We start from the raw sequence: 23,963 nt of genomic DNA, 5'->3' as shown, positions 1-23,963 counted from the left end.
CGCCTTATTGCGAAACGTCTTTGCCGAAGTACTTCTGCGAAATGCGCGCATAGGTGCCATCGGCCTTGATGTCGGCGAGCGCCTTGTCGATGGCTTCGCGCAGTTCCGGGTTGCCCTTGCGGATCAGCACGCCCGATTGATCGTCGGCGGAACTGGTGTCGGTGGCGGCGATCTTCAGCTTCGCATCCGGCTTGTGCTTCTGGAAGTCCAGGAAGGACAACGAGTCGTTCACCGTGGCGTCGACGCGGCCCGAAGTCAGCAGATCGATCGATTCGTTGAAGCCCTGCACCGGCACGACATCGGCGCCATGCGAAGCGGCGAGCTTGCCGAAGTTGCTGGTCAACGTATTGGCCGATTTTTTGCCCTTCAGGTCGTCGAAGGAATGAATCGTCGTATTGTCCGAACGCACGATCAGCACGGCATGCGTGGCGATATACGGCGTCGAGAAATCGTATTTGGCCTTGCGCGCGTCGGTGATCGAGACTTCGTTGATGACGGCGTCGTAGCGGTTCACGTCGAGGCCGGCGATCAGGCCGTCCCACTTGCCCTCGACGAATTGCGGCTTGACGCCCAGACGCTGCGCGATGGCGGAAGCGATATCCACATCGAAGCCGGTCAGTTTGCCCGTCTCGTCGTGATAGGTGAAGGGTGCGTAAGTGCCTTCCGTGCCGACACGGAACACGCCGGAAGACTTGATCTGGGCGAGTTCATCGGCGGCGAATGCCGGCGCGGCGGCAACCGCCGACAGGAGTGCGGCGAGCAGTACTGAGCGAATGGCTTTCATGGTCGAAACTCGCGAGTGGGTTGACTTTTTAAACGGTCTTTGACGAGTCTTTGACAGGTCTTCGATACCGGGCTCGTTTAACGAGTCGTCAGATTCTACTGATCGCGCGTCCAGGCACAAAAGCGATGATTCGCTATAGATATACACGGGTGGAATATAACGGAGAAAACGTCGCCCCGGCGAAGGGGCGGCGCGAGAGCGAATGCACGAGTTGCGTGGCGACATGCTGCCGACCTGCTTCTGTGCGATTAAATTCCACTTCGTGCCCGGCGATCGTGCCTGGCGAAATACGCACGTTCACGCGCCTTTAGCGCAAACGCGCGGCCCACGCCGCCACTTCATCGCCGCTGCCGATTTTCGGATCGACAATACCGTCGATCATGAAGTTGGGCGATACATGAATGCCATTCTGGCGCGCGTACTTCGCGTGCCATTTCACTTCGCTGTCGAGACCGGGAATGGCGAACGCTTCGCGCAAGGCGAGGCCGCTATAGCGCTCGATGCGCGCGATGATGTCGTTGGGCGTCGCGTCCATATTGGCGCCGCCGCAATGGCGCTCGAACTCGAATTCCTCGCGATGCGCCGCCACGGCGGCCATCACTGCCTTTGCGCTTTCCTTGCCGCCGGGCAGGGTCGAAGCCGCGAGAATGCAGCGCACGATAACGCCTGAATACATGTGCCACGGTTGCGATTGCAGGCGGATCTTCACAGTGACACGCCCGGCTCCGGCAGTTTCCAGCAGCGCGTCGAGCTTGCCGAAGGCGCGGACCGAGAACGGGCAGGTCGGCTCCAGAAAGACTTCGAAAATGTGCGGGCCGTGGCCCCACGTGAGCGGATCGGCGTGCCAGGCGGGTGGGGTGGAATCGGATTGGGTCATGGTTTTTCCGGTTGTTGTGTCGCTGCGGGTAGGGATTCGGCATTCTCGCTGCTGCGGGCGCAGAACGCCGGGAAGCAGGCTTCTACGCTCTGTTTTTCCGTCCTTTGTGGCGAACCGACGCCCGAACATCCGGTGCTGTTTTGACCGGATTTTTTTCTTTCTGTAGCTAAAACGTGTGCATCAGCCCGTATCTCTCACACGCTCAGGAAGCCCTGACAGAACATTGGGGAAACTCCTGGCTAGGGGGTCATAAAAACCAAGATTTAACAAAGTTAGAATGAAATCTCTAGATCGGCGAAGGTGGCGTTCGGAGATCGGGTAAGCGGGCAGTTAGCAGACACAACGCAGACACAACGCAGATTCCTGCGCTCGCAAACGACGCATGCCGGTCATAGGCCGCAGTGGCAGCGGCCGCGCTTGTTGATGACTCTGATGGAGGCAAGTCATGAGTAATCCTGATCAAAATCACGCTGCCACCTCGCACGATGCATGGCTTTCCATGCACACGATGGCTGGCGCAGCGCGTTCGATGTTGGCGAAGGTGACGCCATGCTGAGCCATCACGAGCTCTCCACTCTGCTGCTGGTCAAGGATGCGACCGAGCATATCGGGCCTGACTGTCTCGAACTGGGCGCGCTGCGCGATCTGCAACTGGTCGAGATCGAACCGCCGGAATCGGGCCAGCCGCTGCTGCGCGTGACCCAGCGTGGTGATGCGGTGCTGCGGGCCTTCGCGCGCGGGGCCTGATCGCGTTGACTGCCGGTCCCTGTCGCGGTGAATGCAGACCGTGGCAGCAGACCCGCATAACCGGCGCATAACCGACGGATAACCCGAGGAGGCTGAAGTGGAACAGTCCTGGCTGGGTATGGGCGTGGGCACGGTCGTGCTCTTCATCGCGACGATCGGCGTGGTCGCGCATTATCGCCGCGAGCGCCGGCGCGCCGATCTTTTACGCAATCTCGACCATCACGAATGGTGGCAGTGGTCGCGCTCGCGTCGTTAGTGCGCGGCGTTGAATCGACACCAGCCAATCGATACCAACAACGGGGAATCCATCGTGAGCTTTGAATTTGCAGAGCGCGATCTGCTGCATATCCGCAATGTTCTCGGCTATCTCGAACGCTCGGCCGATTTCGTGCGCCAGACCGAAGCCAACGCCGTGATCGGTCTGGGCTACTGGCGCGCGCGAGTGCGGGCGATTCAGGTCATGCCGCAATTGCCGATGCATATCGACAAACAGGCGAAGGAACTGCTGCGCCGTCTCGATCAGCTCGACAGCACCCGCAAGGAAAACCAGCCGGCTTCGAAGGAGAAGAGCCGCGCCGCGCCACAGACGCGCTCTCTGGCTTCGATGTATTGAGGCGCTGGCGTGCGCCTATCGCCCGGATACAGACGTTCAATTGGGGTCAATCTGCCGTAACGGATATATTAGGGCGTTTCCCCCACGCGAATGGAGTACACATGAGCACGCCCATCGATACACCCACGCCCGATGAAGCCAAATGCCCGTTCCATGCCGCTGCCAAGCCGATTGCCGGCGGCGGCACTGCAAACCTCGACTGGTGGCCCAACCAGTTGCGCGTCGATTTGCTCAACCAGCATTCCAACCGTTCGAACCCGCTCGGCGAAGATTTCGATTACCGCGCTGAATTCAGGAAGCTCGACTACAGCGCACTGAAGGCCGATCTGCGCCAGCTGCTGACCGACTCGCAGGAGTGGTGGCCGGCCGACTGGGGCAGCTACGCGGGTCTGTTTATCCGCATGGCCTGGCATAGCGCCGGCACCTACCGCATGGCCGATGGCCGTGGCGGCGCGGGCCGTGGCCAGCAGCGCTTCGCGCCGCTCAATTCCTGGCCCGACAACGTCAGCCTCGACAAGGCGCGCCGTCTGCTGTGGCCGCTCAAGCAGAAGTACGGCCAGAAGATTTCCTGGGCCGACCTGATCGTGCTGGCCGGCAACGTTGCACTGGAAAACGCGGGCTTTCGCACCTTCGGCTTCGCGGCAGGCCGCGAAGACGTCTGGGAACCGGACATGGATGTGAACTGGGGCACGGAAAAGAAGTGGCTCACGCACCGCAATCCGGAAACGCTCGCGAAGAGCCCGCTCTCGGCCACGGAAATGGGCCTGATCTATGTGAACCCGGAAGGTCCGAACGCCAGCGGCGACCCGGCATCGGCGGCGCCCGCGATTCGCGCGACTTTCGGCAACATGGCGATGGACGATGAGGAAATCGTCGCGCTGATCGCCGGCGGCCACACGCTGGGCAAGACCCACGGCGCGGGCCCGGCAGAGAACGTCGGCCCGGAACCGGAAGGCTCGCCGCTCGAAGCGCAGGGCCTGGGCTGGCATAGCGGCTATGGTTCGGGTGCAGGCGCGGACGCGATCACCTCGGGTCTGGAAGTGGTCTGGACGCAGACGCCCACGCAGTGGAGCAACTACTTCTTCGAAAACCTCTTCAAGTACGAATGGACGCAGACGCGCAGCCCCGCGGGCGCGATCCAGTTCGAAGCCAAGGACGCGCCGGAGATCATCCCCGATCCGTTCGACCCGTCGAAAAAGCGCAAGCCGACCATGCTGGTCACCGACCTCACGCTGCGCTTCGACCCGGAATTCGAGAAAATCTCGCGCCGTTTCCTCAACGATCCGCAGGCCTTCAGCGAAGCCTTCGCGCGTGCGTGGTTCAAGCTCACGCACCGCGATATGGGCCCGAAGGCGCGTTACCTCGGCCCGGAAGTGCCGTCGGAAGATCTGCTCTGGCAAGATCCGCTGCCCGCGCCGATCCACCACCCGAGCGCGGCCGATATCGCCGATCTGAAGGCGAAGATCGCGCAATCGGGTCTCTCGGTGAGCGAACTGGTCTCGGTCGCGTGGGCGTCGGCGTCGACGTTCCGTGGCGGCGACAAGCGCGGCGGCGCGAATGGCGCACGCATTGCGCTCGCTCCGCAGAAGGACTGGGCCGTCAACAAGGCCGCGGTTGCCGTGCTGCCCACGCTGCAGGCGATCCAGCAGGCGTCGGGCAAGGCGTCGCTGGCTGACGTGATCGTGCTCGCCGGTGTGGTCGGTATCGAGCAGGCTGCGCAGGCGGCGGGCGTGAAGGTGTCGGTGCCGTTCGTGGCGGGCCGCGTGGATGCGCGCCAGGATCAGACCGATGTGGAATCGGTGAACGTGCTCGAACCGAAGGCCGATGGCTTCCGCAACTATCGCGAGGTGCAGGATGGCCCGTCGACGGAATCGCTGCTGATCGACAAGGCCCAGCAACTCACGCTGACGGCCCCGGAACTGACCGTGCTGATCGGCGGCCTGCGCGTGCTGGGTGCGAATGCCGATGGCAGCAAGGACGGCGTGCTGACCGACAAGCCCGGCGTGCTTAGCAACGACTTCTTCGTCAACCTGCTGGATATGGGCACGCAGTGGAAGGCAGTGGATGCCTCCCAGGAGCGCTTCGAAGGACGCGACCGCAAGAGCGGCGAGGTGAAGTACACCGGCACGCGCGCGGATCTGGTGTTTGGTTCGAACGCGGTGCTGCGCGCGCTCGCGGAAGTCTATGCGAGCGCGGATGCGAAGGAGAAGTTCGTGAAGGACTTCGTTGCCGCCTGGACCAAGGTGATGAACGCGGATCGTTTCGATCTGGCGTAAGCGCTCGCTTTGGCGAGGGTCGCAGCCAGCGTTATTCGAGTGGCTCGACCTTCGCCTTGCCATCATGTGGACCGATGGGCCTCTCAGGCCAATCGGTCCATTTATCTTTGCGCGTCGCTTCGTAAGCCGTGTTGAGCGGATAGCGAATGCGGTTCTCCTCCTTCGTGGTTTCGCCGATCACGATCAGGCGCACTTCCTCGCTCGTGTTGTTCAGGAACGTGTGACAGATGCCGGTGCCCGCGGGAAATCCCACGGAGTCGCCGGGCTGAAGGCGGTGCAGATGACCGTCGATCCACACATCGGGCGTGCCCTCGACTACATACGCGAATTCTTCTTCCGCGCTTTCCGCGTGCGGATAGGAAGTTCTGCGGCCCGGCAGCAGCCGCACATGATGAATGCCAATGCGCGTGAGACCAAGCTTTCTGGCCAACGGCGCGCCAAGGCCCATCAATTCCGCGTTGTTCTCCTTATCGTCCTCATAGCGGCCGGCTTGCGGGTTCTCTAGCTCGGTCCAGTGCCTTATAAAGCTGGGGCGTTGCATAGGGTCGTCTCCTGTGGGGGCGTGAGGCAGTATTGCACAGGCTTTGCCGCGCCCTTTTTTGCCTTATTCCGCCTTCACCTGCACCGCCACCTCGACCTGATGTGCGCCGCCGCCCAGAATCACACCGCGCAACAGCGACACATCTGTGTAATCGCGGCCAATCGCCAGCGTCACATGCCCTTGATCGACGAGCACGTCATTGGTCGGATCGAGATCGACCCAGCCGAGCGTCGGCGCAAAGAGCGATACCCAGGCATGCGAGGCATCCGCGCCGATCATCGGCGGCGCGCCCGCTGGCGGATCGTTGCGCAGATAGCCGCTGACATAACGCGCCGCCAGGCCGAGCGAACGCAGACAGCCGATCATCACCTGAGCGAAATCCTGGCACACGCCGTGCCGCAATTCGAAGGCGCGCGCTGCGGGGGTGTCGAAGGCCGTTGCCGTGGGCTTGTAGTCGAAATCCGCGTGAATGCGCTGCATCAGATCGATCGCACCTTCGAGCACACTGGCGCGAGGCGCGAAACTTTCGAGCGCGTATGCCCGCAGCGCTGGCAGCAAGGCAATATTCGGCGACGCAAAACAAAATTCGGACTCCGGATGAAACGCGCCGCCCGCTTCATAACGCAGCGCGTGCGCCACGCTCTCCCATGCGGGCGTAGCGGCGGCGTCCAGCGTCTCATGGCGCGGCCTCAGCAGCACCGTGGTTTCGCTCGTCATCTGCAGATCGCTATGCGGCGCATCGAACGAGAAGTACAAGACTTCGTTGCCGAACGCATCGCTGCGGCTGGTCTGGTATGAGGGCGCGGGCTCGATGGCCGAGCGGTGCGCGAGCACGCTTTGCCACGGCAATTCGAGCGGCGTGATCGTGGCGAGGTGCTGGGCCGTCTCGACCGGCGTGGAATAGCGATAAGTCGTGCGGTGCGTGACCGTCAGGCGCGTGTCGCTCATGACCACACCTGCGCGGCGGCCGGCGTGGCGTGGCTGAACCAGCGCGCGCTGATTTCGTTCGAGGTGGCCGCCATGCGCGCGGCCAGGCTGTCACAAAGCGCGACCAGCGCGGGATAGCGGTCGTCGTCGCCGGGCTCGCAGAGTGCTTCCAGCGTGGGCAGCGCCTCGATGGGCGCGAGCTGCGAAGCGAACGGCTCGCGGCGCGGGCCGCCCGCCGCCTGGGCGATCTCGTCCAGGCGCGTGCGCAGGCGTCCATACACGCCGTAGAGTCCGCGCGGATTGGTGGGATCGGTCACGATCAGGTCGAGCAGGGCGGGCACTTCGAGGCGTCCAGGGTAGAGCGAGCGATAGGTGAGCGTGCTGTCGAATAGTTGCAGCATGACGTCGAAACCGGCCGGCGTGGCGAGCGTGCGCTCCTGCGCGGCGATGCGCAGCATCGTGGCCATGGCGGCGACCCGTTCGATATGGCGGCCTGCAAACAGCAGGCGCCATGCTTCGTCGCGGGTCATGCGGTCGCCCTGGCAGCCGCTGATCGCGCTCAGTTGCGTGCTGAGCGTGTCGAGTGCGCGGATCAGCGCCATGCGGTCGTAGGGCGAAGGGCGGCGCAGCGGCGTGACGGCGTCGGCGCGCGCGGATGTCGATGCCGCTGCGGGCGAAAGCGACAATGCCGCCAGCGCGTCGCGGAAGTCGTTGCGCGAGGCCAGCACGTTGCGCCAGTGGTCGCTCGACAGGCGGCCGCGAATTTCCCCGCACGCGTAGGCCTGGCCCGCGAGTGTCTGGCCGATGCTCGCGTTGCCGCCATGGCCCGCGTTTTCATGCAGATTGGCGACGAGCACGCGCTCGAAGGCGTCGAGGCCGCGTCGCACATCGCCGCTCGCCGATGGCACGAGGCCGCTTGCGGCGGCCAGTTCGATGAAGGTGCCCGACAGCTCGCCCGCGTCGCTGCCTTCCAGCGAGCCGAGGATCAGGCGGCACAGGCGCACGCCGTTTTCCGCGCGCTCGCCGTAGCGGCCCGCCCAGAACAGGTTTTCGGCGGCGCGGCTGGGTACGCGCCGCTGTTCGCGGCGCAGGTCGCCGGGCTTCATGGGTCTCGGCAGCAGCGAGAATGCCGTGCCGGGCTGGCTCGACAGCACCCAGGTATCGACGCTGCTGCCGCCCGCCTGCATCGAGACCGATTCCTGATGCTTGCCCGTCGGTTGCCCGCTCAGTTCCGCCGCGAGGCGCGTGAAGCCGCCCGGCAGCACGCGCCAGCCGCACTCCGGATCGGCGATGGCGTAGACGCGCAGCACGGCGGGCCGCGCGCCCAGCATGCCCGCGCCGCTCTCGTAGCGCGGCGTGTAGCTGTAGCGCAGCGGCTGCTGGATCGTGAAGGCGTCGGGCAACTGCCCGATGCGCTCGCGCCAGGCGTCGAGCGATTGCGGCCCGGCGGCGAGCCCCGGTGCCGTGCTGGTCGCACCCGCTGCGCTCGTTACGCTTGTTACGCTGGCTACGCCCCCCTGGCCGCGCGGCCAGGTCGGCAGCAGCAGGGCCTCGCTCAATTGCGTCTGCGCGTCGCGCCAGGCGGCGTCCTCGCCGCACCACCAGGTCGCCACCCCCGGCAGCGCCAGCGCTTCGCCCAGCAGCGCCTGCGCCATCGCGGGCATGAAGCCGTGCAGCGCGGGCGATTCGGCAAAGCCCGCGCCCGGCACGTTCGACACCATCACGTTGCCCGCGCGCATTACCTGCAGCAGGCCCGGCACGCCGATGGTGGAATCCGCGCGCAATTCGACCGGGTCGCAGAAGGTGTCGTCCAGCCGTCGCAGCACCGCATGCACGCGCTCCAGGCCGCCGAGCGTCTTGAGGTACAGCATGTCGTTGCGAACCGTCAGGTCCTTGCCCTCGACCAGCGTCAGGCCGAGGTAGCGCGCGAGAAAGACGTGCTCGAAATAAGTCTCGCTGTACGGCCCTGGCGTGAGCAGCACGATATGCGGCGAGGCGTTCGCGCCGCGTCCGTCGTCGGGGCCGTTGCGCATGAGCGCGCGCGCCGCCGCCGCGAGCGTGGCGACGAGTTGCGAATACGTGGGCGCGAGCCGGTGCACGCGCATGGCGCGAAACGGCTCGGCGAACAGGCTGGAAACGATCAGGCGGTTTTCGAGCAGATAGCCAAGGCCCGAAGGCGCCTCCGTGCGATGCGACACCACGGTCCACTGGCCCTCGGGCGAGCGCGCCAGATCCAGCGCGACGATCTGCAGATATTGACGGTCGGGCGGCACGAAGCCTTTCACCGCGCGCAGATAGCCGGGATGGCCGAACACCAGCGCGGGCGGCAGCAGGCCGCGCGCGAGCAGGGTTTGCGGCCCATAGACATCGGCGACGATCTCGTTGAGCAGGCGCGCGCGCTGCACCACGCCGCGCTCGATCAGCGCCCATTCGTCCTCGCCGATCAGAAGCGGCAGCACGTCGAGCGCCCACGGACGCGGGCCGCCGCGATCGGCATAGACGTTGTAGGTGATGTCGTTTTCGCGGACCTGGCGCGCCACCGAGGCCGCCGCGCTGTCCAGACCCGCCACGCCCTCCTTGTCGAGCAGACCGAAGAACTGCTGCCACGGCTCGCGCAGCCCGCCGTCCGGGGTGCTCAGTTCGTCCCAGTGGCCGCTGCGCACGGGCAGCGTGCGCAGCGGCGCGCGGCCCTCTTCGTCATGGGCGGCGGCATCGAACGGCAGGGTGGTCTGGATCGGCAAGATGAGGTGACGCGCCCGTCTTCCGGGCGCGTTCGCAGTGGGGCTAAATGGTTGAAGCGGTGTTAAGGCAGCCGCAAATCCAGCGTGAACGGAAATTCGAGGCTGCGCGTGGGCGGCGCGGCATCGAAGGCGCCCGGCGTGTGCCCGCTCGTGAAGAAGCGCGCGCGCCGCCGGCTTTCCGCCTCGTAGGCGTTGACCGGGAGCGTCTCATAACTGCGGCCGCCCGGATGCGCAACATGATACTGGCAACCGCCGATCGCGCGGCCACTCCAGCTATCGACGATATCGATGGTGAGCGGCGCATGCACGCCGATGGTCGGGTGCAGCGACGCCGACTGCTGCCACGCGCGGTAGCGCACGCCCGCCACGCTCTCGCCCGCGCGCCCGGTCGGTTGCAGCGGCAGCGCGTGCCCGTTGACGGTGACGAGATGACGGCTCTCGTTGATGCCCAGCACGCTCACCTCCAGCCGCTCCACCGACGAATCGACATAACGCACCGTGCCGCCCGCCGAGCCTTCCTCGCCCATCACGTGCCACGGTTCGAGCGCGTGGCGCAGCGTGAGCGCGATGCCGCTCGTGTGCAGCTCGCCCACCAGCGGGAAGCGGAATTCGAAGTGCGGCGCGAACCAGGCGGGATCGAGCGCGAAGCCCGCCGCCGTGGTTTCCGCGAGCACATCGTCGAAGTCCATCTTCACGAAGGTCGAGAGCATGAAGCGATCATGAAGGGCGGTGCCCCAGCGCGCGAGGCGCTGCGTATAGGGCCTGGCCCAGAAACGCGCCACCAGCGCGCGCAGCAGCAGTTGCTGAGCGAGGCTCATGCGCGCGTGCGGCGGCATTTCGAAGCCGCGCAGCTCCAGCAGACCCAGGCGGCCCGTGGGGCCATCGGGCGAATAGAGCTTGTCGATGCAGAATTCGGCGCGGTGCGTGTTGCCTGTCACGTCGATGAGGATGTTGCGCAGCGCGCGGTCGATCAGCCAGGGCGGCACGCGTGCGGCGCCGTCGCTGTCACCGCTTCCACCCGCGGCTTCCCCATAGCCGCGCAGCAGATCGACCTGGCGCTGGATTTCGGCGAAGGCGATGTCGAGCTCGTAGACCTGGTCGTTGCGCGCCTCGTCCACGCGCGGCGCCTGGCTGGTCGGGCCGATAAAGAGACCCGAGAACAGGTAGGACAGCGACGGATGGTTGTGCCAGTAGGCCACCAGGCTCGCGAGCAGGTCGGGGCGCCGCAGGAACGGGCTGTCGTCGGGCGTCGCGCCGCCAAGGACCAGGTGATTGCCGCCGCCTGTGCCGGTGTGGCGGCCGTCGATCATGAACTTTTCGGTGGACAGCGCGGTTTCGTGCGCGGCCTGGTAGAGAAATTCGGTGCGCTCGACCAGTTCGTCCCAGCTCGACGACGGGTGAATGTTCACCTCGATCACGCCGGGGTCGGGCGTGACCTGCAGCATTTTCAACCGCGGGTCGCGCGGCGGCGGGTAGCCTTCGATCACGACGGGCAGCGCGAGATCGGCAGCGGTGGCCTCCACGGCGGCGAGCAGGTCGAGGTAGTCGTCGAGCGCGGCGAGCGGCGGCATGAAGACGTGAAGCTGACCTTGCGCCTGGCCGAAGGAGGCGTTTTCCACTTGCGGGCCGGCCGCGCGGGCGGGGTTGCGTACTTCGACGCACACCGCCGTGCGGTGGATCCAGGAGGCCGATTCGCCCCGCGCGGGCAGGCGGGCGGCGTCGGCGCTGTGCGCGTCCGGTGCGTCTGGTGCGTAGGCCTCGGCCAGGGCAGCGGGATCCGCGCAACCTGCCGACCCCGCCTCAGCGCTGACTTCCCGATACTGCATGCGCAATTGCGCAGCGCTGCGCAAGGGCGCGGGCGCGGCGAACGGATCGTGCGCATGCTGCCACGGATAATCGGCCGCCGAGACCCACGGCAGCGAATCGAGCGGCAGCCGGTAACCCATCGGCGAATCGCCGGGGATCAGGTACATGCGATCGTCACGGAAGAACCACGGGCCGCTGACCCAGCGCGGGCCTTGCAGTGCAGGCTGCGGATGATGTTCGCGCGCGAGCGGCAGCACGTAGCCCGTGACCGAGTCGAGCCCCGCGTCGAACACGCGGCGCAGGCGTACGCGCTCCATCTCGTCGTCCAGGCGCGAGTCGAACGGATCGACGTTCACCGGCAGGCGGCGTTCGCGCCACAGGTAGTACCAGGTGTCCTCGTAGCCGGGCTGAACGTGCAGCGGATCGACGGCGAGCTTCGCGGCGAGGTGGGTGAGAAAGCGCTGCGCGTCGGCGGCGGTGTGGTGGGTGCTGCTGCGTTCGTCGGCGAACAGTGACGGATCATGCCAGCACGCCTCGCCATCCGCGCGCCAGTAGAGCGAGAGCGCCCAGCGCGGCAATTGCTCGCCCGGATACCACTTGCCCTGGCCGATATGCAGGAAGCCGTGCGCGCCGTATTGCCTGCGCAGCTTGTCCATCAGCGCGATGGCGTAGCGGCGCTTGGTCGGGCCGAGTGCGTCGGTGTTCCATTCGGGCGCGTCGCGGTCGTTCGCGGCCACGAAGGTGGGCTCGCCGCCCATCGTCAGGCGCACGTCCGACGCTTCGAGCGCGGCGTCCACCTGCGCGCCCATCGCCTGCATCTGCGCCCATTGTGCGTCGGTGTAAGGCAGCGTCACGCGCGGCGTTTCCTGCACGCGCGTAATCGTCATCGAATGCGAGAACTCGACTTCGCAATCGTCCAGCGACCCCGAGATCGGCGCGGCGCTGCCCGGCTCCGGCGTGCAGGCCACGGGAATATGGCCTTCGCCCGCCAGCAGCCCGGAGGTGGGATCGAGGCCGATCCAGCCCGCGCCCGGCAGATAGACCTCGCACCAGGCGTGCAGATCGGTGAAATCGCTCTCGGCGCCCTGAGGGCCGTCGATCGCCTTGACGTCGGGCGTGAGCTGCAGGAGGTAGCCCGAAACGAAGCGGGCTGCCAGGCCCAGTTGCCGCAGCGTCTGCACCAGCAGCCAGCCGGAGTCGCGGCAGGAGCCCGAGCCCGTTTCCAGCGTTTCCTCGGGCGTCTGCACGCCCGGCTCCATGCGGATGAGGTAGCCGATCTCGCGCTGCAGCCGCTGGTTCAGCTCGACCAGAAAATCCACCGTGGCGCGCGGCGAGCGGTCGATACTCTCGACAAAGGCGGCGAAACGCGGCGTCGGCTCGCTGCGTACCCGATACGGCGCGAGTTCGGCGGCCAGGTCCGGTGCGTAGGCGAAGGGGAACTGCTCGGCGCTCGGGTCGAGGAAAAAGTCGAACGGGTTGTAGACCGCCATTTCCGCGACCAGATCGATCGTGACGCGGAATTCGCGCGTCGGCTCCGGAAAGGCGAGCCGCGCCTGATAGTTGGCGAACGGGTCCTGCTGCCAGTTCACAAAATGATCGGCCGGCTCCACGCGCATCGAATACGAGAGGATCGGCGTGCGGCAGTGCGGCGCGGGGCGCAGACGCACCACATGGGGCGCGAGATGCACGAGCCGGTCATAGCGATACTGCGTGACATGGTTTAACGCGACACGGATGGACACACCCGACTCCTCGTTCGACAGGGATGGAATGGAAAACTGTACGCGCGCTCATGATGCGCACGCCGCGAGTGGTGGTGATGACAGCGGATAATGCGATGACGAAGGCGGCCACGGCGGCCACGGCGGCCACGAATGCGCGGCACGGGGCGTGCTGTACTGCGCGAGCCGATCTTGGTAATCACAGGAAAGCGGACATGAAGACGTTTCACTGCGACCACTGCAATCAACTGGTGTTCTTCGAAAACGACCGCTGCGAGCGCTGCGATTCGCGCCTGGGCTATGTGCCGCAAAGCGGCGAGATGCACGCCTTCGAGGACGCGGGCGAGGGGCGCTGGCGCAGTCTGCACGCGCGAGCGAATGGCGCGTTGTTTCGTCAATGTCATAACTACGCGGTCGAGAACGTCTGCAACGGCATGATCCCCGACGACGAGGCGCACGCCGCCGACACACTCTGCCGAGCCTGCCAGTTCACGCGCACCATCCCCAATCTCACGCGGCCCGAAAACCGGCTCTACTGGTATCGGCTGGAAGTGGCGAAGCGGCGTCTGCTCTACACGCTGGGCGCGCTGGGCCTGCCGCTGGCCACCCGCGCGGAAGACCCCGAACACGGCCTGCAATTCGAGTTTCTCGAAGCACTGGACGATGGCCAGCAGGTGCTGACCGGGCACGATCACGGCCTCATCACCATGAACATCGCCGAGGCCGACGACGCGCATCGCGAAAGCACGCGCGTCTGGCTGCACGAGCCGTATCGCACCTTGCTGGGGCATTTCCGGCATGAAGTCGGCCATTATTATTTCGATCTGCTGGTGGCCGAAGCGGGCGCTTGCGCGCGCTGGATCGAGCCCTTTCGCGCCTGCTTCGGCGATGAGCGCGCCGATTACGCCGCCGCGCTCGCCGCGCATTACGCCGACGGTCCCGCTCCCGACTGGGCCGAGCGCCACGTGAGCGCCTACGCGTCGGCGCATCCGTGGGAGGACTGGGCGGAAACCTGGGCGCACTATCTGCATCTGGTCGATACGCTCGATACGGCGGCGGCCTGCGGCGTGTCGCTCCTGCCCGTCAGCCCCGACGAACCGGTGCTGCTCGACCAGACGCCGGTTGACGAAGCGAGCTTCGACAGCCTGATGGCACGCTGGTTTGCGCTGACCTACGCGCTCAACAGCCTGAACCGCAGCCTGGGCATGCCGGACGGTTATCCGTTCACGCTGGCGCCCCCCGTCATCGACAAATTGCGTTTTGTTCATCGCGTGATCTCGGCGGCGGCGCGGCACTGATCGGCTGGGCGCGCGCGTCAGGCGGCGGCCGCGACCGGCTCGGGAATCGCCGGGCGCACCAGATCGCGGCCCACGCGGCGCGCCAGTTCGTTCACGCGTGCGATCAGGGCGTTGAGCCAGGCGCGCAGGACGCTGCTGCCCTGGGCGTTCGCGAACCATTCCTCCAGCGGCGCTTGACGCACTTCTTCGCATAGCTGCTGCGCGAGGCGTTCGGTTTGCGCCGATTGACCGTTGCGCAGCCGCACGCTCAGGCGGCGGATCTCTTCAAGGCTGGCGGCAAGCGAGCCCGTCCACTCCTGGCACTGGATCAGCAATGCGGCAATGCGCGCGGGCGCGATGGCGTCGCGATAGATCTCGCGGTAGGCGTCGTGTGCGCAGACGGCGCGCAGCAGCGCGTTCGCACCGTGGTAGTCGAATCCGTGTGCCGTTCCTAACGTCTCGCAATGTGCTTCGAGCGTGCGCGCCATGTGATCCGCGCGCTCTATGTATCCGCCCAGATGCAGGAAGGCCGCCGGCTCGTTCTGCACGGGCGCGGCCAGTTGCACGCCGCGCGCCAGATGCAGGCGCTGCCTGACCCATTCGAAGAAGGCGTAGGGATCGTGCACGTGCAGATTGTCAGCGACGAGTCGTTGCAGATCGAGCCAGGTGGCGTTGAGCGATTCCCACAACTCGGCGCTCAGGCAGCCGCGCACCGCGCGTGCGTTTTCGCGCGCGAATCGCAGGCTGCTGACGATCGACGCAGGATTCGCCGCGTCGGCGGCAAGAAAGGCGATCACCTCACGCGGCTCGATGTCGTGGTGCGAGAGCCGGTAGTGATCGGCGAGCCCCACGGTCGAGAGGATCGTGAGCCAGCCGTTCGCCGCCGGTCGCGCGGCATCGTCGGGCGCGGGCAGCAGCGAGCGCTGATAACAGGCGTCCAGCAGCCGCGCGAGATGGTCGGCGCGCGCGGTATGACGGGTCATCCAGAACAGATGTTCGGCAGTGCGGCTCAGCATGAGGCCTCCGGTGTGGCGCGTGCGTTCGGACTAGTTTCGGATTGCTGGTCGAGTCGGTCGCCGGGCGCCTAGCGTTCGAGCACCCAGGTGTCCTTGGTGCCGCCGCCCTGCGATGAATTGACGACCAGCGATCCTTCGCGCAGCGCCACGCGGGTGAGGCCGCCCGGCACCATGCGCACTTCCTGGCCCGACAGCACGAAAGGTCGCAGATCGATATGGCGCGGGGCGATGCCGCTCTCGACCCAGGTCGGGCAAGTGGATAGCGAAAGCGTTGGCTGCGCGATGTATTTGTCCGGATGCGCGACCAGCACCGCCCGGAAGTCCTCGATTTCCGCGCGCGTCGCAGCCGGGCCGATCAACATGCCGTAGCCGCCCGCGCCATGCGTTTCCTTGACGACGAGTTCAGGCAGATGGTCGAGCACGTAGCGTAGATCGTCGGGCTTGCGGCACATCCATGTGGGCACGTTGTTCAAGAGCGGCTCTTCGCCCAGATAGAAACGCACCATGTCGGGCACGTAGGGGTAGATCGACTTGTCGTCGGCAACGCCGGTGCCCACCGCATTGCAGAGCGTGACATTGCCCTTGCGATAGACATCCATCAGGCCCGCCGCGCCCAGCGTCGAATCGGCGCGGAAGGCGAGCGGATCGAGAAAATCGTCGTCGACGCGCCGGTAGATCACGTCCACGCGCTGCGGCCCCTGGGTCGTGCGCATGTAGAGATGATCGTTTTCGACGAACAGATCCTGGCCTTCGACGAGTTCAATGCCCATCTGCTGCGCCAGAAACGCGTGCTCGAAATACGCCGAGTTGTACATGCCGGGCGTGAGCAGCACGACCGTGGGATTGTCCGTGCCGCTGGGCGCGGCGGCGCGCAGCGTGTCGAGCAGCAGATCGGGATAGTGAGCGACGGGCGCGATGCGGTTGCGCACGAACAGATCGGGAAAGAGCCGCATCATCATCTTGCGGTTTTCCAGCATGTACGACACGCCCGAGGGCACGCGCAGATTGTCTTCGAGCACGTAGAATTCGCCCTCGCCGGCGCGCACGATATCGATGCCGGCGATGTGGGCGTAGATGTCGCGCGCGACGTTGACGCCCTGCATTTCAGGGCGATATTGCGCGTTGCGCAGGATCTGATCGGCGGGGACGATGCCCGCGCGCACGATGTCCTGGCCGTGATAGATGTCGTGAATGAAGCGATTGAGCGCGTTCACGCGCTGGCGCAAGCCGCTTTCGAGCTTGGTCCATTCCTCACGCTGGAAGATGCGCGGAATCACGTCGAAGGGAATCGTGCGTTCCGTACCCGCGCCGGTGACGTCCTTCTCGCCATAGACGGCGAAGGTGATGCCCACGCGGCGGAAGATCGTATCCGCTTCCGCGCGCTTCTTGTGCATCTGCTGCTCGCTCTGCGCGCGCATCCACGCGAGGAATTCGCGGTAGTGCGCGCGCGGCTCGCCGGTTTCGGCAAAGGCCGTGGCGGCCACGCCCCGCACATCGAATTCCCCGTACTCGAACATCTCGTTGAAGAATGTTTGCGTCATATCCGTCTTCCGTCCGCGGCTCTCGTTCGCCGCGCCCGGCAGGTCTGCGCTGCCAGGCGTCGGCTTGTTGTGCGCAAGCGTGCTGCTCTCGATCGGTGACGCCAGAATTTCGCCGACGTGATGAACGCGTGATTCACGCGTGGTTCACCCACAAGTCGGCAAATTCGCCTGATCGAACTGGGGCGCATGACGTCTCGACAGGCAGGCCATGCGCGTTGCAGCAATCCGCTACGCTGGGTGATCGGGCAGGAAGGGTCAATGCAACTTCCATGCCGATGCGCGACGCATCGAAGCGATTGGCCTCGCGAGCGTTCAGCGCACGCGAAGCACTAAATCGATGCGCGATGAGGCGGCGAGAGCGAGGAGAGCCGGACTGCCATGCGCGAAAATGGTGCGCGCGGTCACGCCGGTGGAGGGGCAGATGGGAAGGTTTGGAATCGCAGGAGCGTTCATGAGTGGCAAAGAAACGAATAAGCGGCGCGATGGCTGGCGCCCGGTGCGCGCGATCGTTGGCCTCGATGCGCGTTTTGTTGTCGACATGATTGAAGCGCGCAATCTGTTTCAGCGTGATGACAGGCGCGTGACTGTGATGTTATAGAGCCGTTTCGGAAAAGGCAGGCGTGGGTTGGTGAGCCCAAGTCCTTTCGTTAACGAAAGCTCTGGTCTTTGGCCTCGCGCTGGACACGCTCGAAACTATGCTGGGGCAGCGGGCTGGCGGGATGAGCGTGCGGATTCTGCGCGGCGCGGGCGTCGAAACCGGCGCTGAAGCGTTCGTAGCATCGCAAGCCGAAGTGGCGGTGCAGGCTGGCGGGCGCATCAAGATGCAGCGACTTATTGATTCGACCGATACAGGGCGATTGCCCTCACCCATCATCCAGCGTCACCGCCAATGTCCCGGCCTCGCCTTGCACCCCGGCATAGAGGTCAACTTCATGCGCCAGTTGCGACTGGATCGTCTCGCGCAGGCGCGCAATGAACGACGCGCCGAATTCTGAGATCGCAGCGGCGCGCGGCCCGTCGTCCAGCGTCGCCAGCTTGCGCAGTTCGTCGGCGGGCAGCGCGACGTAGAGATCGAGCGGGAAGGGCGGTTCCATGGCATCGCCGCCTTTTGAAGGCGATTGCGGGGCGCGAATGCGCAGGCCCGGTTCGAGATGGGTTACCAGTTCGAGCCACAACTCGTAGCGCGGCGCTTCATGCAGCGCCGCGCGCGCCTGATTCAGCAGGACAGGTTCGATCGCCTTGACCTGAGCGATTTCCTTTTCGGTCAGCGGCATCGCTAGCCTCCTGCAGTCGGCACTTCCCGATTCCAGCAACAGTCACACGGCGATATCTTTCAGAATCTCGCGTGCGGCGCGCACGACCGTATCGGTGGTGACGCCGAATTTGTCGTACACGTCCTGGATTTTTCCGGACTCGCCGAAGCTGTGCATGCCGACAAATCTGCCTTCGGGGCCAATATACCTGTCCCAGCCCATTTCCACCGCAGCCTCCACCGCCACCCGTACCGGCGATTCGCCCAATACTGCGCGTTTGTAATCCTTGTCCTGTTCTTCGAACAACAGGCGGCAGGGCATGGAGACGACCGCCGTGGGTATGCCCTCGCCCTGCAAGACCTTGCGCGCCTCGACCGCGAGTTGCAGTTCCGAACCCGTTGCCATCAGCGTGACCTGACGCGGGCCGCCTTCGGCTTCGTGGAGGACGTATGCGCCGCGCGCGCTGCGGTTTTCGCCTTGCGCCTCGTTGCGCAGCAGCGGCAAGGGCTGGCGCGAGAGGGCCAGCAGCGCGGCGCGGCGCGGCTGGTCCAGAATCAGCTCCCAGCACTCCGCGGTTTCGATCGCATCGCCTGGCCGATACACCGCAAGCTGCGGAATCGCGCGCAAGGCGGCCAGATGTTCGACCGGCTGGTGCGTCGGGCCGTCCTCGCCCAGGCCGATCGAGTCGTGGGTCATCACATAGATCGTTCGCACGCGCATCATGGCGCTCAGGCGGATCGCCGGGCGGCAATAGTCGGAAAAGCACAGGAAGGTGCCGCCGTAGGGGATCAGGCCGCCGTGCAGCGCGATGCCGTTCATCGCGGCGGCCATGCCGTGTTCGCGCACGCCGTAATGAACGTAAGAGCCGGCGTATTGGCCCGGTTTGATCTCGACTTGCTGTTTTGTTTTGGTGTTGTTCGACGGCGTGAGGTCGGCGGAGCCGCCCAGTAATTCGGGGATCGCTTCGAACAGATGATCGAGCACATCGCCACTGGCCTTGCGCGTGGCGGTGGCTTTGCCGTCGGCGATAAAGGCTTGCCGTGCCGCCACAATCGCCTTCTTCCAGCCCTCGGGCAGTTTGCCTGAAGTGCGGCGCTCGAATTCGCTGCGCAGTTCCGGCGGGGCCTGTTCGACGCGTTTGGCCCAAGCGAGCCGCGTGTCGCGGCCGCGTGCGCCCACTGCGCGCCACGCGTGCAACAGATCGTCGGGAATTTCAAACGGCGGCGAAGACCAGTCGAGAATCTTGCGCGCGCCCGCGATTTCAGCCTCGCCGGGCGCGTCGCTATGCGCCTTCTGTGTGCCAGCCCTGGTCGGAAAGCCGAAGCCGATAATGGTTTTGCAGGCGATCAGCGTCGGGCGATCGGCCGTGGCGCGCGCGGTTTCGATGGCCTGGCGAATCGCATCGGTGTCGTGGCCGTCGATTTCGAGCACATGCCAGCCCGAAGCGTGAAAGCGCTCGATCTCGTTATCGGAGACCGCGAGACTCGTTGCGCCGTCGATCGATATCGAATTGTTGTCCCAGAACGCGATCAGGCGTCCAAGCTTGAGATGCCCGGCCAGCGAAATGGCTTCCTGGCTGATGCCTTCCATCAGACAGCCGTCGCCAAGAAACACGTAGGTATGGTGATTGACCAGATCGTCGCCAAAATGTGCGTTCATGATGCGCTCGGCCAGCGCCATGCCGACCGATTCCGCAATGCCCTGCCCGAGCGGTCCGGTGGTCAGTTCGATTCCTTCGGAATGCGAATATTCCGGGTGTCCCGCGGTCTTGCTGCCCACCTGGCGAAAGCGCTTGATCTGATCGATCGTCATGTCCTGGTAGCCGGTCAGATAGAGCAGGCTATAGAGCAGCATCGATGCGTGTCCATTCGACAGCACGAAACGATCGCGATCGAGCCAGTGCGGATCGGATGCATCGAATTGCATGAAGTCCTTGAAGAGGACGGTCGCTACATCGGCGAGTCCCATCGGCGCGCCGGGGTGGCCGCTATTGGCTTGCTGTACCGCATCCATCGACAGAAAGCGGATGCAGTTCGCCATCGCGCGCAGATGCGGGTCGCGCGGCGCAGGGACAGGATGCGATGGCGTGGGAGTGGGAGTCGCTTGCTCGGTCATGGGGCTTCCTTGTTGCGGGTTTGCAGACATGTTCGCGGTCGATGCAATGCAGAATCTCGCCGCAATTTCCATACCGTAGCGCAAGGCGCCAATGGCTTCACGCAGCGTGGCATGGCTTTCATTGTCGCGCTGTTTTGTGGAAGCAGCGACAAAGCGGCACATCGATTGCGCAACGCTGGTGAGTAGCGCGAGAAACATGCGTCAGGCGGCGCGCTGCACGGGAATGAAGCGCCTTCATGGCTCTACCGGGTTCGCTGCACATGGGCATGCGCGCGAGTCCCGTGCCTGAGTCGCGATCAAGACGGCAGCACCGCCCCCTACCGTGCAGCTCTTGCTGGGATAGTCTCGATCCCGCCCGCCTGATATGCGCGTGCGCCACCTGGTTCAGTTCCGGGCGATAAAACGGGTACTGATTGCGACCCTGTTCCGAGCCTGTTCACCTTGTCAGTTTCAGCCCGTTTCGACACGATTGCGGCCCGATTTTTTCGCGCGGTAGAGCGCGCGATCCGCGCGTTTCATCAGCGCTTCCACGTCGTGTTCGCCAGCCTCGCGCGTGACCACGCCAATGCTGACGGTGAAAGGAATCGGCTTGACGCGCCAGTCGTGTTCGAAATCCTGGCGCTCGAAGCGCTGGCGCAGTTGCTCCGCGATTGCATGGGCCTGCGCGGCGTCGGCACCGGGTAGCGCGGCGACGAATTCCTCGCCGCCCCAACGCGCGAAGAGGCTGGGTTCACCGGTCTGGTTCACACCCACGTTCGCGAGCACGCACAATACTTCGTCGCCGACGTGGTGACCGTAGTTGTCGTTGATCTCCTTGAAGTAATCGATGTCCAGAATGAAGACCGACAGCGCATCCTGGGTGCGCTGCATTTTTTCGACGAACTCAAGGAATTCGCGGCGATTCGGCAGCCCGGTCAATGCATCGGTGACGGCCTGCTTTTTCAGGCGATCCATCAGTTGTGCGCGATCGGTGATATCGCGCACGACCGCGGTGAATTCGGTGTGGCCGTCGACATCGATTTTGGAGATCGCAATCTCGACCGGGATGATCGATCCGTTGCGATGCCGCCCGAACACGCTATTGCTCGCATCCATGCGCGGCGGGCTCATCTGGCGCAGTTCCGTGAGCGGCGAATCGGCGAATTTGCGGACATTCTGCGAATGGTGCGCGCGCACCGTTTCTGGCAGGAGCGTTTCGATACGCTGGCCCAGTATTTCGGCGGCTGAGTAGCCGAACAGATTCTCCGCCGCGCGATTGAAAAGCGTGATCTTGTGCGATTGATCGATCGTGACGATTGCATCGTAGGCCGAATCAACCACTGCGCGATAGCGCGCGGCGTTGGTGGCGCTTTCAGCCGCGCTGCGGGGCGATGGCGGCGCGATCGCTACGGTGGTGAAGAGTATTTCCAGCGGGGTCGCGCTGTCGTTCGCGCACGCAGGCGGCGTGGGCTGGATGAGCGGGGTGAGCGGCGTGAGCGAATAGCGCCAGCTTTGGGTGCTCGTATGGACGGTGCCGATGTGTTCAGTGCCGCGCATGGCGTCAGAAGCGAAGCACGCCTGGAGTGTGTCGTGAAAGCCTGGCCACAATGCGGGCGGCACGAGCGTTTCGAGCGGAGCCGGGAACGAGCCAGGCCCGGTTTGTTGCGTCAGCAACAGCTTGAAGAAGTGCTGGTTCGCGGTGGTAGCGATCAACTCGCCGCGCCCGTCGCGCCGAACGATGGCGACGCCAACGGCGATGTCTTCCTCCTGTTGAGGCGATGTGAGGGGCGGTTCAGTCATGCGCTAACCCTACAAAAGCGTTACCCGGCATTTATCAGATGTTTCTGGCGCATTGTTGCACAGCCAGGGGGGACGCACCTTTCGCGCCCGAGCGGGCCGCAACTTTTTTCGCGGATTGTCTGAAGGCGGCCCTTGCATTTCAATTAGATGATGACTACCATCTAATTAAGGTTGATCCACGGAGTGTTGCTCGCCATGAGGAAGTCGAAAGTCGAAACCGCCGAAACCCATCGCCGCATCGTCGAGGTTGCGGCCGGGATGTTTCGCGCCAACGGAATCCATGCGACGGGCCTGGCCGACATCATGGCGGCCGCGGGGCTGTCGCACGGTGGTTTCTATCGCCATTTCGAATCGAAGGACCAGTTGGTGGCCGAGGCTTGCGAGGCCGGCACCTCAGGCATTCTGGCGGCGCTCGAAGCGGCCGCTGGGGAGCGGGTGGGGGCTGACGGAGTTCGCGCCATCGTGGATGCCTATCTTTCCCCCGCGCATCGCGATACCGCCGCCAGAGGCTGTCCGCTTGCCGGGATGGGAAGCGAACTCGCGCGCGGCGGCCCCGGCACGCGGGCTGCCGCATCGCGCAGCGCAGACGAACTGATCGCACTAATCGCTGGGCGCATTGGCGGCATGGGAGAGGGCGACGATGCGCAGCGCGAAGCGAGCCGTGCACGCGCCGTTTTCGCGCTCTCGACGATGATCGGCGCGCTCACGCTTGCGCGCATTGCGACCGATCCACAGACATCCGCGACCTTGCTGGCCGACGTTCGCCAGCAACTCGCCGCTATCGAAGTTTAAGAAGAGGGCGGCGTATGCCCTCGTAGTTCGCTCCAGAAAGTGCATATGCACATATTAGCGCGGGACCATGTGGGCGCATGAAATCGCCGCGCCTGACCTACTCGATGCAGCTCTTTTGAACCCCTGTAACGGAGAATCGACATGCAACAGCGCAAGTACCTCATCACCGGCGCCACGGGCAAGACCGGCGTTCATACCGTCAACAATCTGCTCGCAGCCGGGCATGCCGTACGCGCCATGGTGCGCAAGGAAGACGCGCGAAGCGCTGGGCTGCGCGCGGCGGGCGCGGAAGTGGTGGTCGGCGATCTGCTCGATCACGATGACCTGATTCGCGCGACTTCGGGTATGACGGGGGCGTATCTCTGCTATCCGGTGCGGCCCGGTTTCATCCAGGGCACCGCCTATTTCGCCGATGCCGCACGCCGCGCCGGTCTGGAGGTGGTGGTGGAGATGTCGCAGATTTCCGCCCGCGAGCACGCGAAGAGTCATGCCGCGCGCGATCACTGGATCGCGGAACGCGTGCTTGACTGGTCCGGCGTGCCAACCATCCATATCCGCCCCACATTCTTTTCCGAATGGCTGATCTTCCCCTGGGTGCGCGACACCATCGTCAAGGAGGGCAAGATCGCGCTGCCCTATGGCGAAGGGCGTCACGCGCCGATTGCCGCCCAGGATCAGGCGCGCTTCATCGCCGCCGTGCTCACGCAGCCGCAGGGCCATATCGGCAAGGCGTATGAATTGTGCGGCCCGGTCGAAATGGACCATCACGGCATCGCGGACGAACTCGGCAAGGTGATCGGCAGAAAGATCGTGTACAGCCCGGTCACGCTCGATGCCTACCGCGCGCATCTGCAAAAGTACGATCTGCCCGAATTCACCATCCAGCATTTCCTCGAAGTGGCCGTCGACTATCAAAACGGCGTGTTCAAGGGTACGGATCGCGTGATCGGGGAAGTGACGGGCACGCCGCCCCAGACGGTGGCCGAGTTCGTACACGCTCACCGCACGCTTTTTGAGGCATGATTTATGATCTGGAGGGTTGACTGGATGAACGGATACGAGACCCGCTGGAACGAAAGTACTTGACGCGTTGCAAAATAGCGCGTAAGTTCAATCTGCTAATTTTCCAGCTGTGTCTGCTCATCAATTGCCGCTCT

Annotated in this window: 19 protein-coding genes; 8 read left to right on the top strand and 11 right to left on the bottom strand. The window is 64.7% G+C overall.

Translation table 11 applies throughout. The features are described from left to right. Window positions 1–4: 4 nt before the first annotated feature. Together F4827_RS19830 and F4827_RS19825 are read right to left on the bottom strand one after the other, a co-directional pair. Window positions 5–784, bottom strand: coding sequence for an amino acid ABC transporter substrate-binding protein (locus F4827_RS19830; protein WP_183726213.1), 780 nt, complete (start codon window positions 782–784; stop codon window positions 5–7). 307 nt (window positions 785–1,091) lie between these two features. Then, window positions 1,092–1,661 (bottom strand): thioredoxin, encoded by a 570-nt coding sequence (locus F4827_RS19825; RefSeq protein WP_183726211.1) that lies wholly within the window; start codon window positions 1,659–1,661, stop codon window positions 1,092–1,094. Window positions 1,662–2,150: 489 nt separating this feature from the next. Between F4827_RS19825 and F4827_RS19820 the strand changes: the two genes are divergently transcribed. From F4827_RS19820 to katG, 4 genes are all read left to right on the top strand, one after another. Next, entirely contained in the window at window positions 2,151–2,408 is a 258-nt protein-coding gene (locus tag F4827_RS19820; protein ID WP_233177908.1) for a hypothetical protein, read from the top strand. Window positions 2,409–2,505: 97 nt separating this feature from the next. After that, window positions 2,506–2,664 (top strand): hypothetical protein, encoded by a 159-nt coding sequence (locus tag F4827_RS19815; RefSeq protein ID WP_183726209.1) that lies wholly within the window; start codon window positions 2,506–2,508, stop codon window positions 2,662–2,664. 54 nt (window positions 2,665–2,718) lie between these two features. After that, entirely contained in the window at window positions 2,719–3,021 is a 303-nt protein-coding gene (locus F4827_RS19810; RefSeq protein WP_183726206.1) for a hypothetical protein, read from the top strand. Window positions 3,022–3,122: 101 nt separating this feature from the next. Beyond that, window positions 3,123–5,297: a catalase/peroxidase HPI gene (gene katG, locus F4827_RS19805; protein ID WP_183726204.1), complete on the top strand. Its 2,175-nt coding sequence runs from the start codon at window positions 3,123–3,125 to the stop codon at window positions 5,295–5,297. 31 nt (window positions 5,298–5,328) lie between these two features. Here katG and F4827_RS19800 read toward each other — a convergent pair whose 3' ends face one another. From F4827_RS19800 to F4827_RS19785, 4 genes are all read right to left on the bottom strand, one after another. Continuing rightward, entirely contained in the window at window positions 5,329–5,838 is a 510-nt protein-coding gene (locus F4827_RS19800; protein ID WP_183726202.1) for a cupin domain-containing protein, read from the bottom strand. A 63-nt stretch (window positions 5,839–5,901) separates the two neighbouring features. After that, window positions 5,902–6,786 (bottom strand): transglutaminase family protein, encoded by an 885-nt coding sequence (locus tag F4827_RS19795; RefSeq protein ID WP_183726199.1) that lies wholly within the window; start codon window positions 6,784–6,786, stop codon window positions 5,902–5,904. Next, window positions 6,783–9,506 carry a circularly permuted type 2 ATP-grasp protein gene (locus F4827_RS19790; protein WP_183726197.1) on the bottom strand — a complete coding sequence of 908 codons (2,724 nt, stop codon included), beginning with the start codon at window positions 9,504–9,506 and terminating at the stop codon, window positions 6,783–6,785. Before F4827_RS19790 ends, F4827_RS19795 begins: the two co-directional genes overlap by 4 nt. A 62-nt stretch (window positions 9,507–9,568) precedes the next feature. Next, window positions 9,569–13,054, bottom strand: a complete 3,486-nt coding sequence (locus F4827_RS19785) for a DUF2126 domain-containing protein (protein WP_183726195.1) — start codon at window positions 13,052–13,054, stop codon at window positions 9,569–9,571. Window positions 13,055–13,248: 194 nt separating this feature from the next. Between F4827_RS19785 and F4827_RS19780 the strand changes: the two genes are divergently transcribed. Continuing rightward, entirely contained in the window at window positions 13,249–14,331 is a 1,083-nt protein-coding gene (locus F4827_RS19780; protein WP_183726193.1) for a putative zinc-binding metallopeptidase, read from the top strand. A gap of 17 nt (window positions 14,332–14,348) precedes the next feature. Here the strand turns inward: F4827_RS19780 and F4827_RS19775 are convergent, their stop codons facing one another. Together F4827_RS19775 and F4827_RS19770 are read right to left on the bottom strand one after the other, a co-directional pair. Then, entirely contained in the window at window positions 14,349–15,326 is a 978-nt protein-coding gene (locus tag F4827_RS19775; protein WP_183726191.1) for an alpha-E domain-containing protein, read from the bottom strand. A 68-nt stretch (window positions 15,327–15,394) separates the two neighbouring features. Further along, on the bottom strand, window positions 15,395–16,867 hold the full coding sequence (locus F4827_RS19770; protein ID WP_183726189.1) for a circularly permuted type 2 ATP-grasp protein: 1,473 nt from the start codon (window positions 16,865–16,867) through the stop codon (window positions 15,395–15,397). 451 nt (window positions 16,868–17,318) lie between these two features. Between F4827_RS19770 and F4827_RS19765 the strand changes: the two genes are divergently transcribed. After that, window positions 17,319–17,465 (top strand): hypothetical protein, encoded by a 147-nt coding sequence (locus F4827_RS19765; protein ID WP_183726188.1) that lies wholly within the window; start codon window positions 17,319–17,321, stop codon window positions 17,463–17,465. Between the two features lie 265 nt (window positions 17,466–17,730). On the opposite strand, the gene F4827_RS19760 is transcribed toward F4827_RS19765, so the two are convergent. The 3 genes from F4827_RS19760 to F4827_RS19750 all read right to left on the bottom strand — a co-directional run bounded on the left by F4827_RS19760 (window position 17,731) and on the right by F4827_RS19750 (window position 22,014). Beyond that, a complete protein-coding gene (locus F4827_RS19760) occupies window positions 17,731–18,141 on the bottom strand; it encodes a hypothetical protein (RefSeq protein ID WP_183726186.1) in 411 nt (136 codons plus the stop codon). Between the two features lie 42 nt (window positions 18,142–18,183). Then, window positions 18,184–20,235: a transketolase gene (tkt, locus tag F4827_RS19755; protein ID WP_260175310.1), complete on the bottom strand. Its 2,052-nt coding sequence runs from the start codon at window positions 20,233–20,235 to the stop codon at window positions 18,184–18,186. 450 nt (window positions 20,236–20,685) lie between these two features. Continuing rightward, complete coding sequence (locus F4827_RS19750; protein WP_183726184.1) at window positions 20,686–22,014, bottom strand: sensor domain-containing diguanylate cyclase; 1,329 nt, start codon at window positions 22,012–22,014, stop codon at window positions 20,686–20,688. Between the two features lie 195 nt (window positions 22,015–22,209). On the opposite strand from F4827_RS19750, the gene F4827_RS19745 reads away from it, so the two are divergent. Together F4827_RS19745 and F4827_RS19740 are read left to right on the top strand one after the other, a co-directional pair. Beyond that, a complete protein-coding gene (locus tag F4827_RS19745) occupies window positions 22,210–22,806 on the top strand; it encodes a TetR/AcrR family transcriptional regulator (RefSeq protein ID WP_183726183.1) in 597 nt (198 codons plus the stop codon). A gap of 141 nt (window positions 22,807–22,947) precedes the next feature. Further along, the gene (locus F4827_RS19740) at window positions 22,948–23,829 is read left to right on the top strand and encodes an NAD(P)H-binding protein (RefSeq protein ID WP_183726181.1); all 882 of its coding nucleotides are present in this window, start codon (window positions 22,948–22,950) and stop codon (window positions 23,827–23,829) included. The last annotated feature ends 134 nt before the right edge of the window (window positions 23,830–23,963 follow it).

The sequence above is a fragment of the Paraburkholderia bannensis genome, from assembly GCF_014200455.1.
Taxonomy (GTDB): domain Bacteria; phylum Pseudomonadota; class Gammaproteobacteria; order Burkholderiales; family Burkholderiaceae; genus Paraburkholderia; species Paraburkholderia bannensis_A.
Note: the sequence above shows the minus strand (reverse complement) of the source record. Positions and strands in the feature narration are given on the sequence as shown.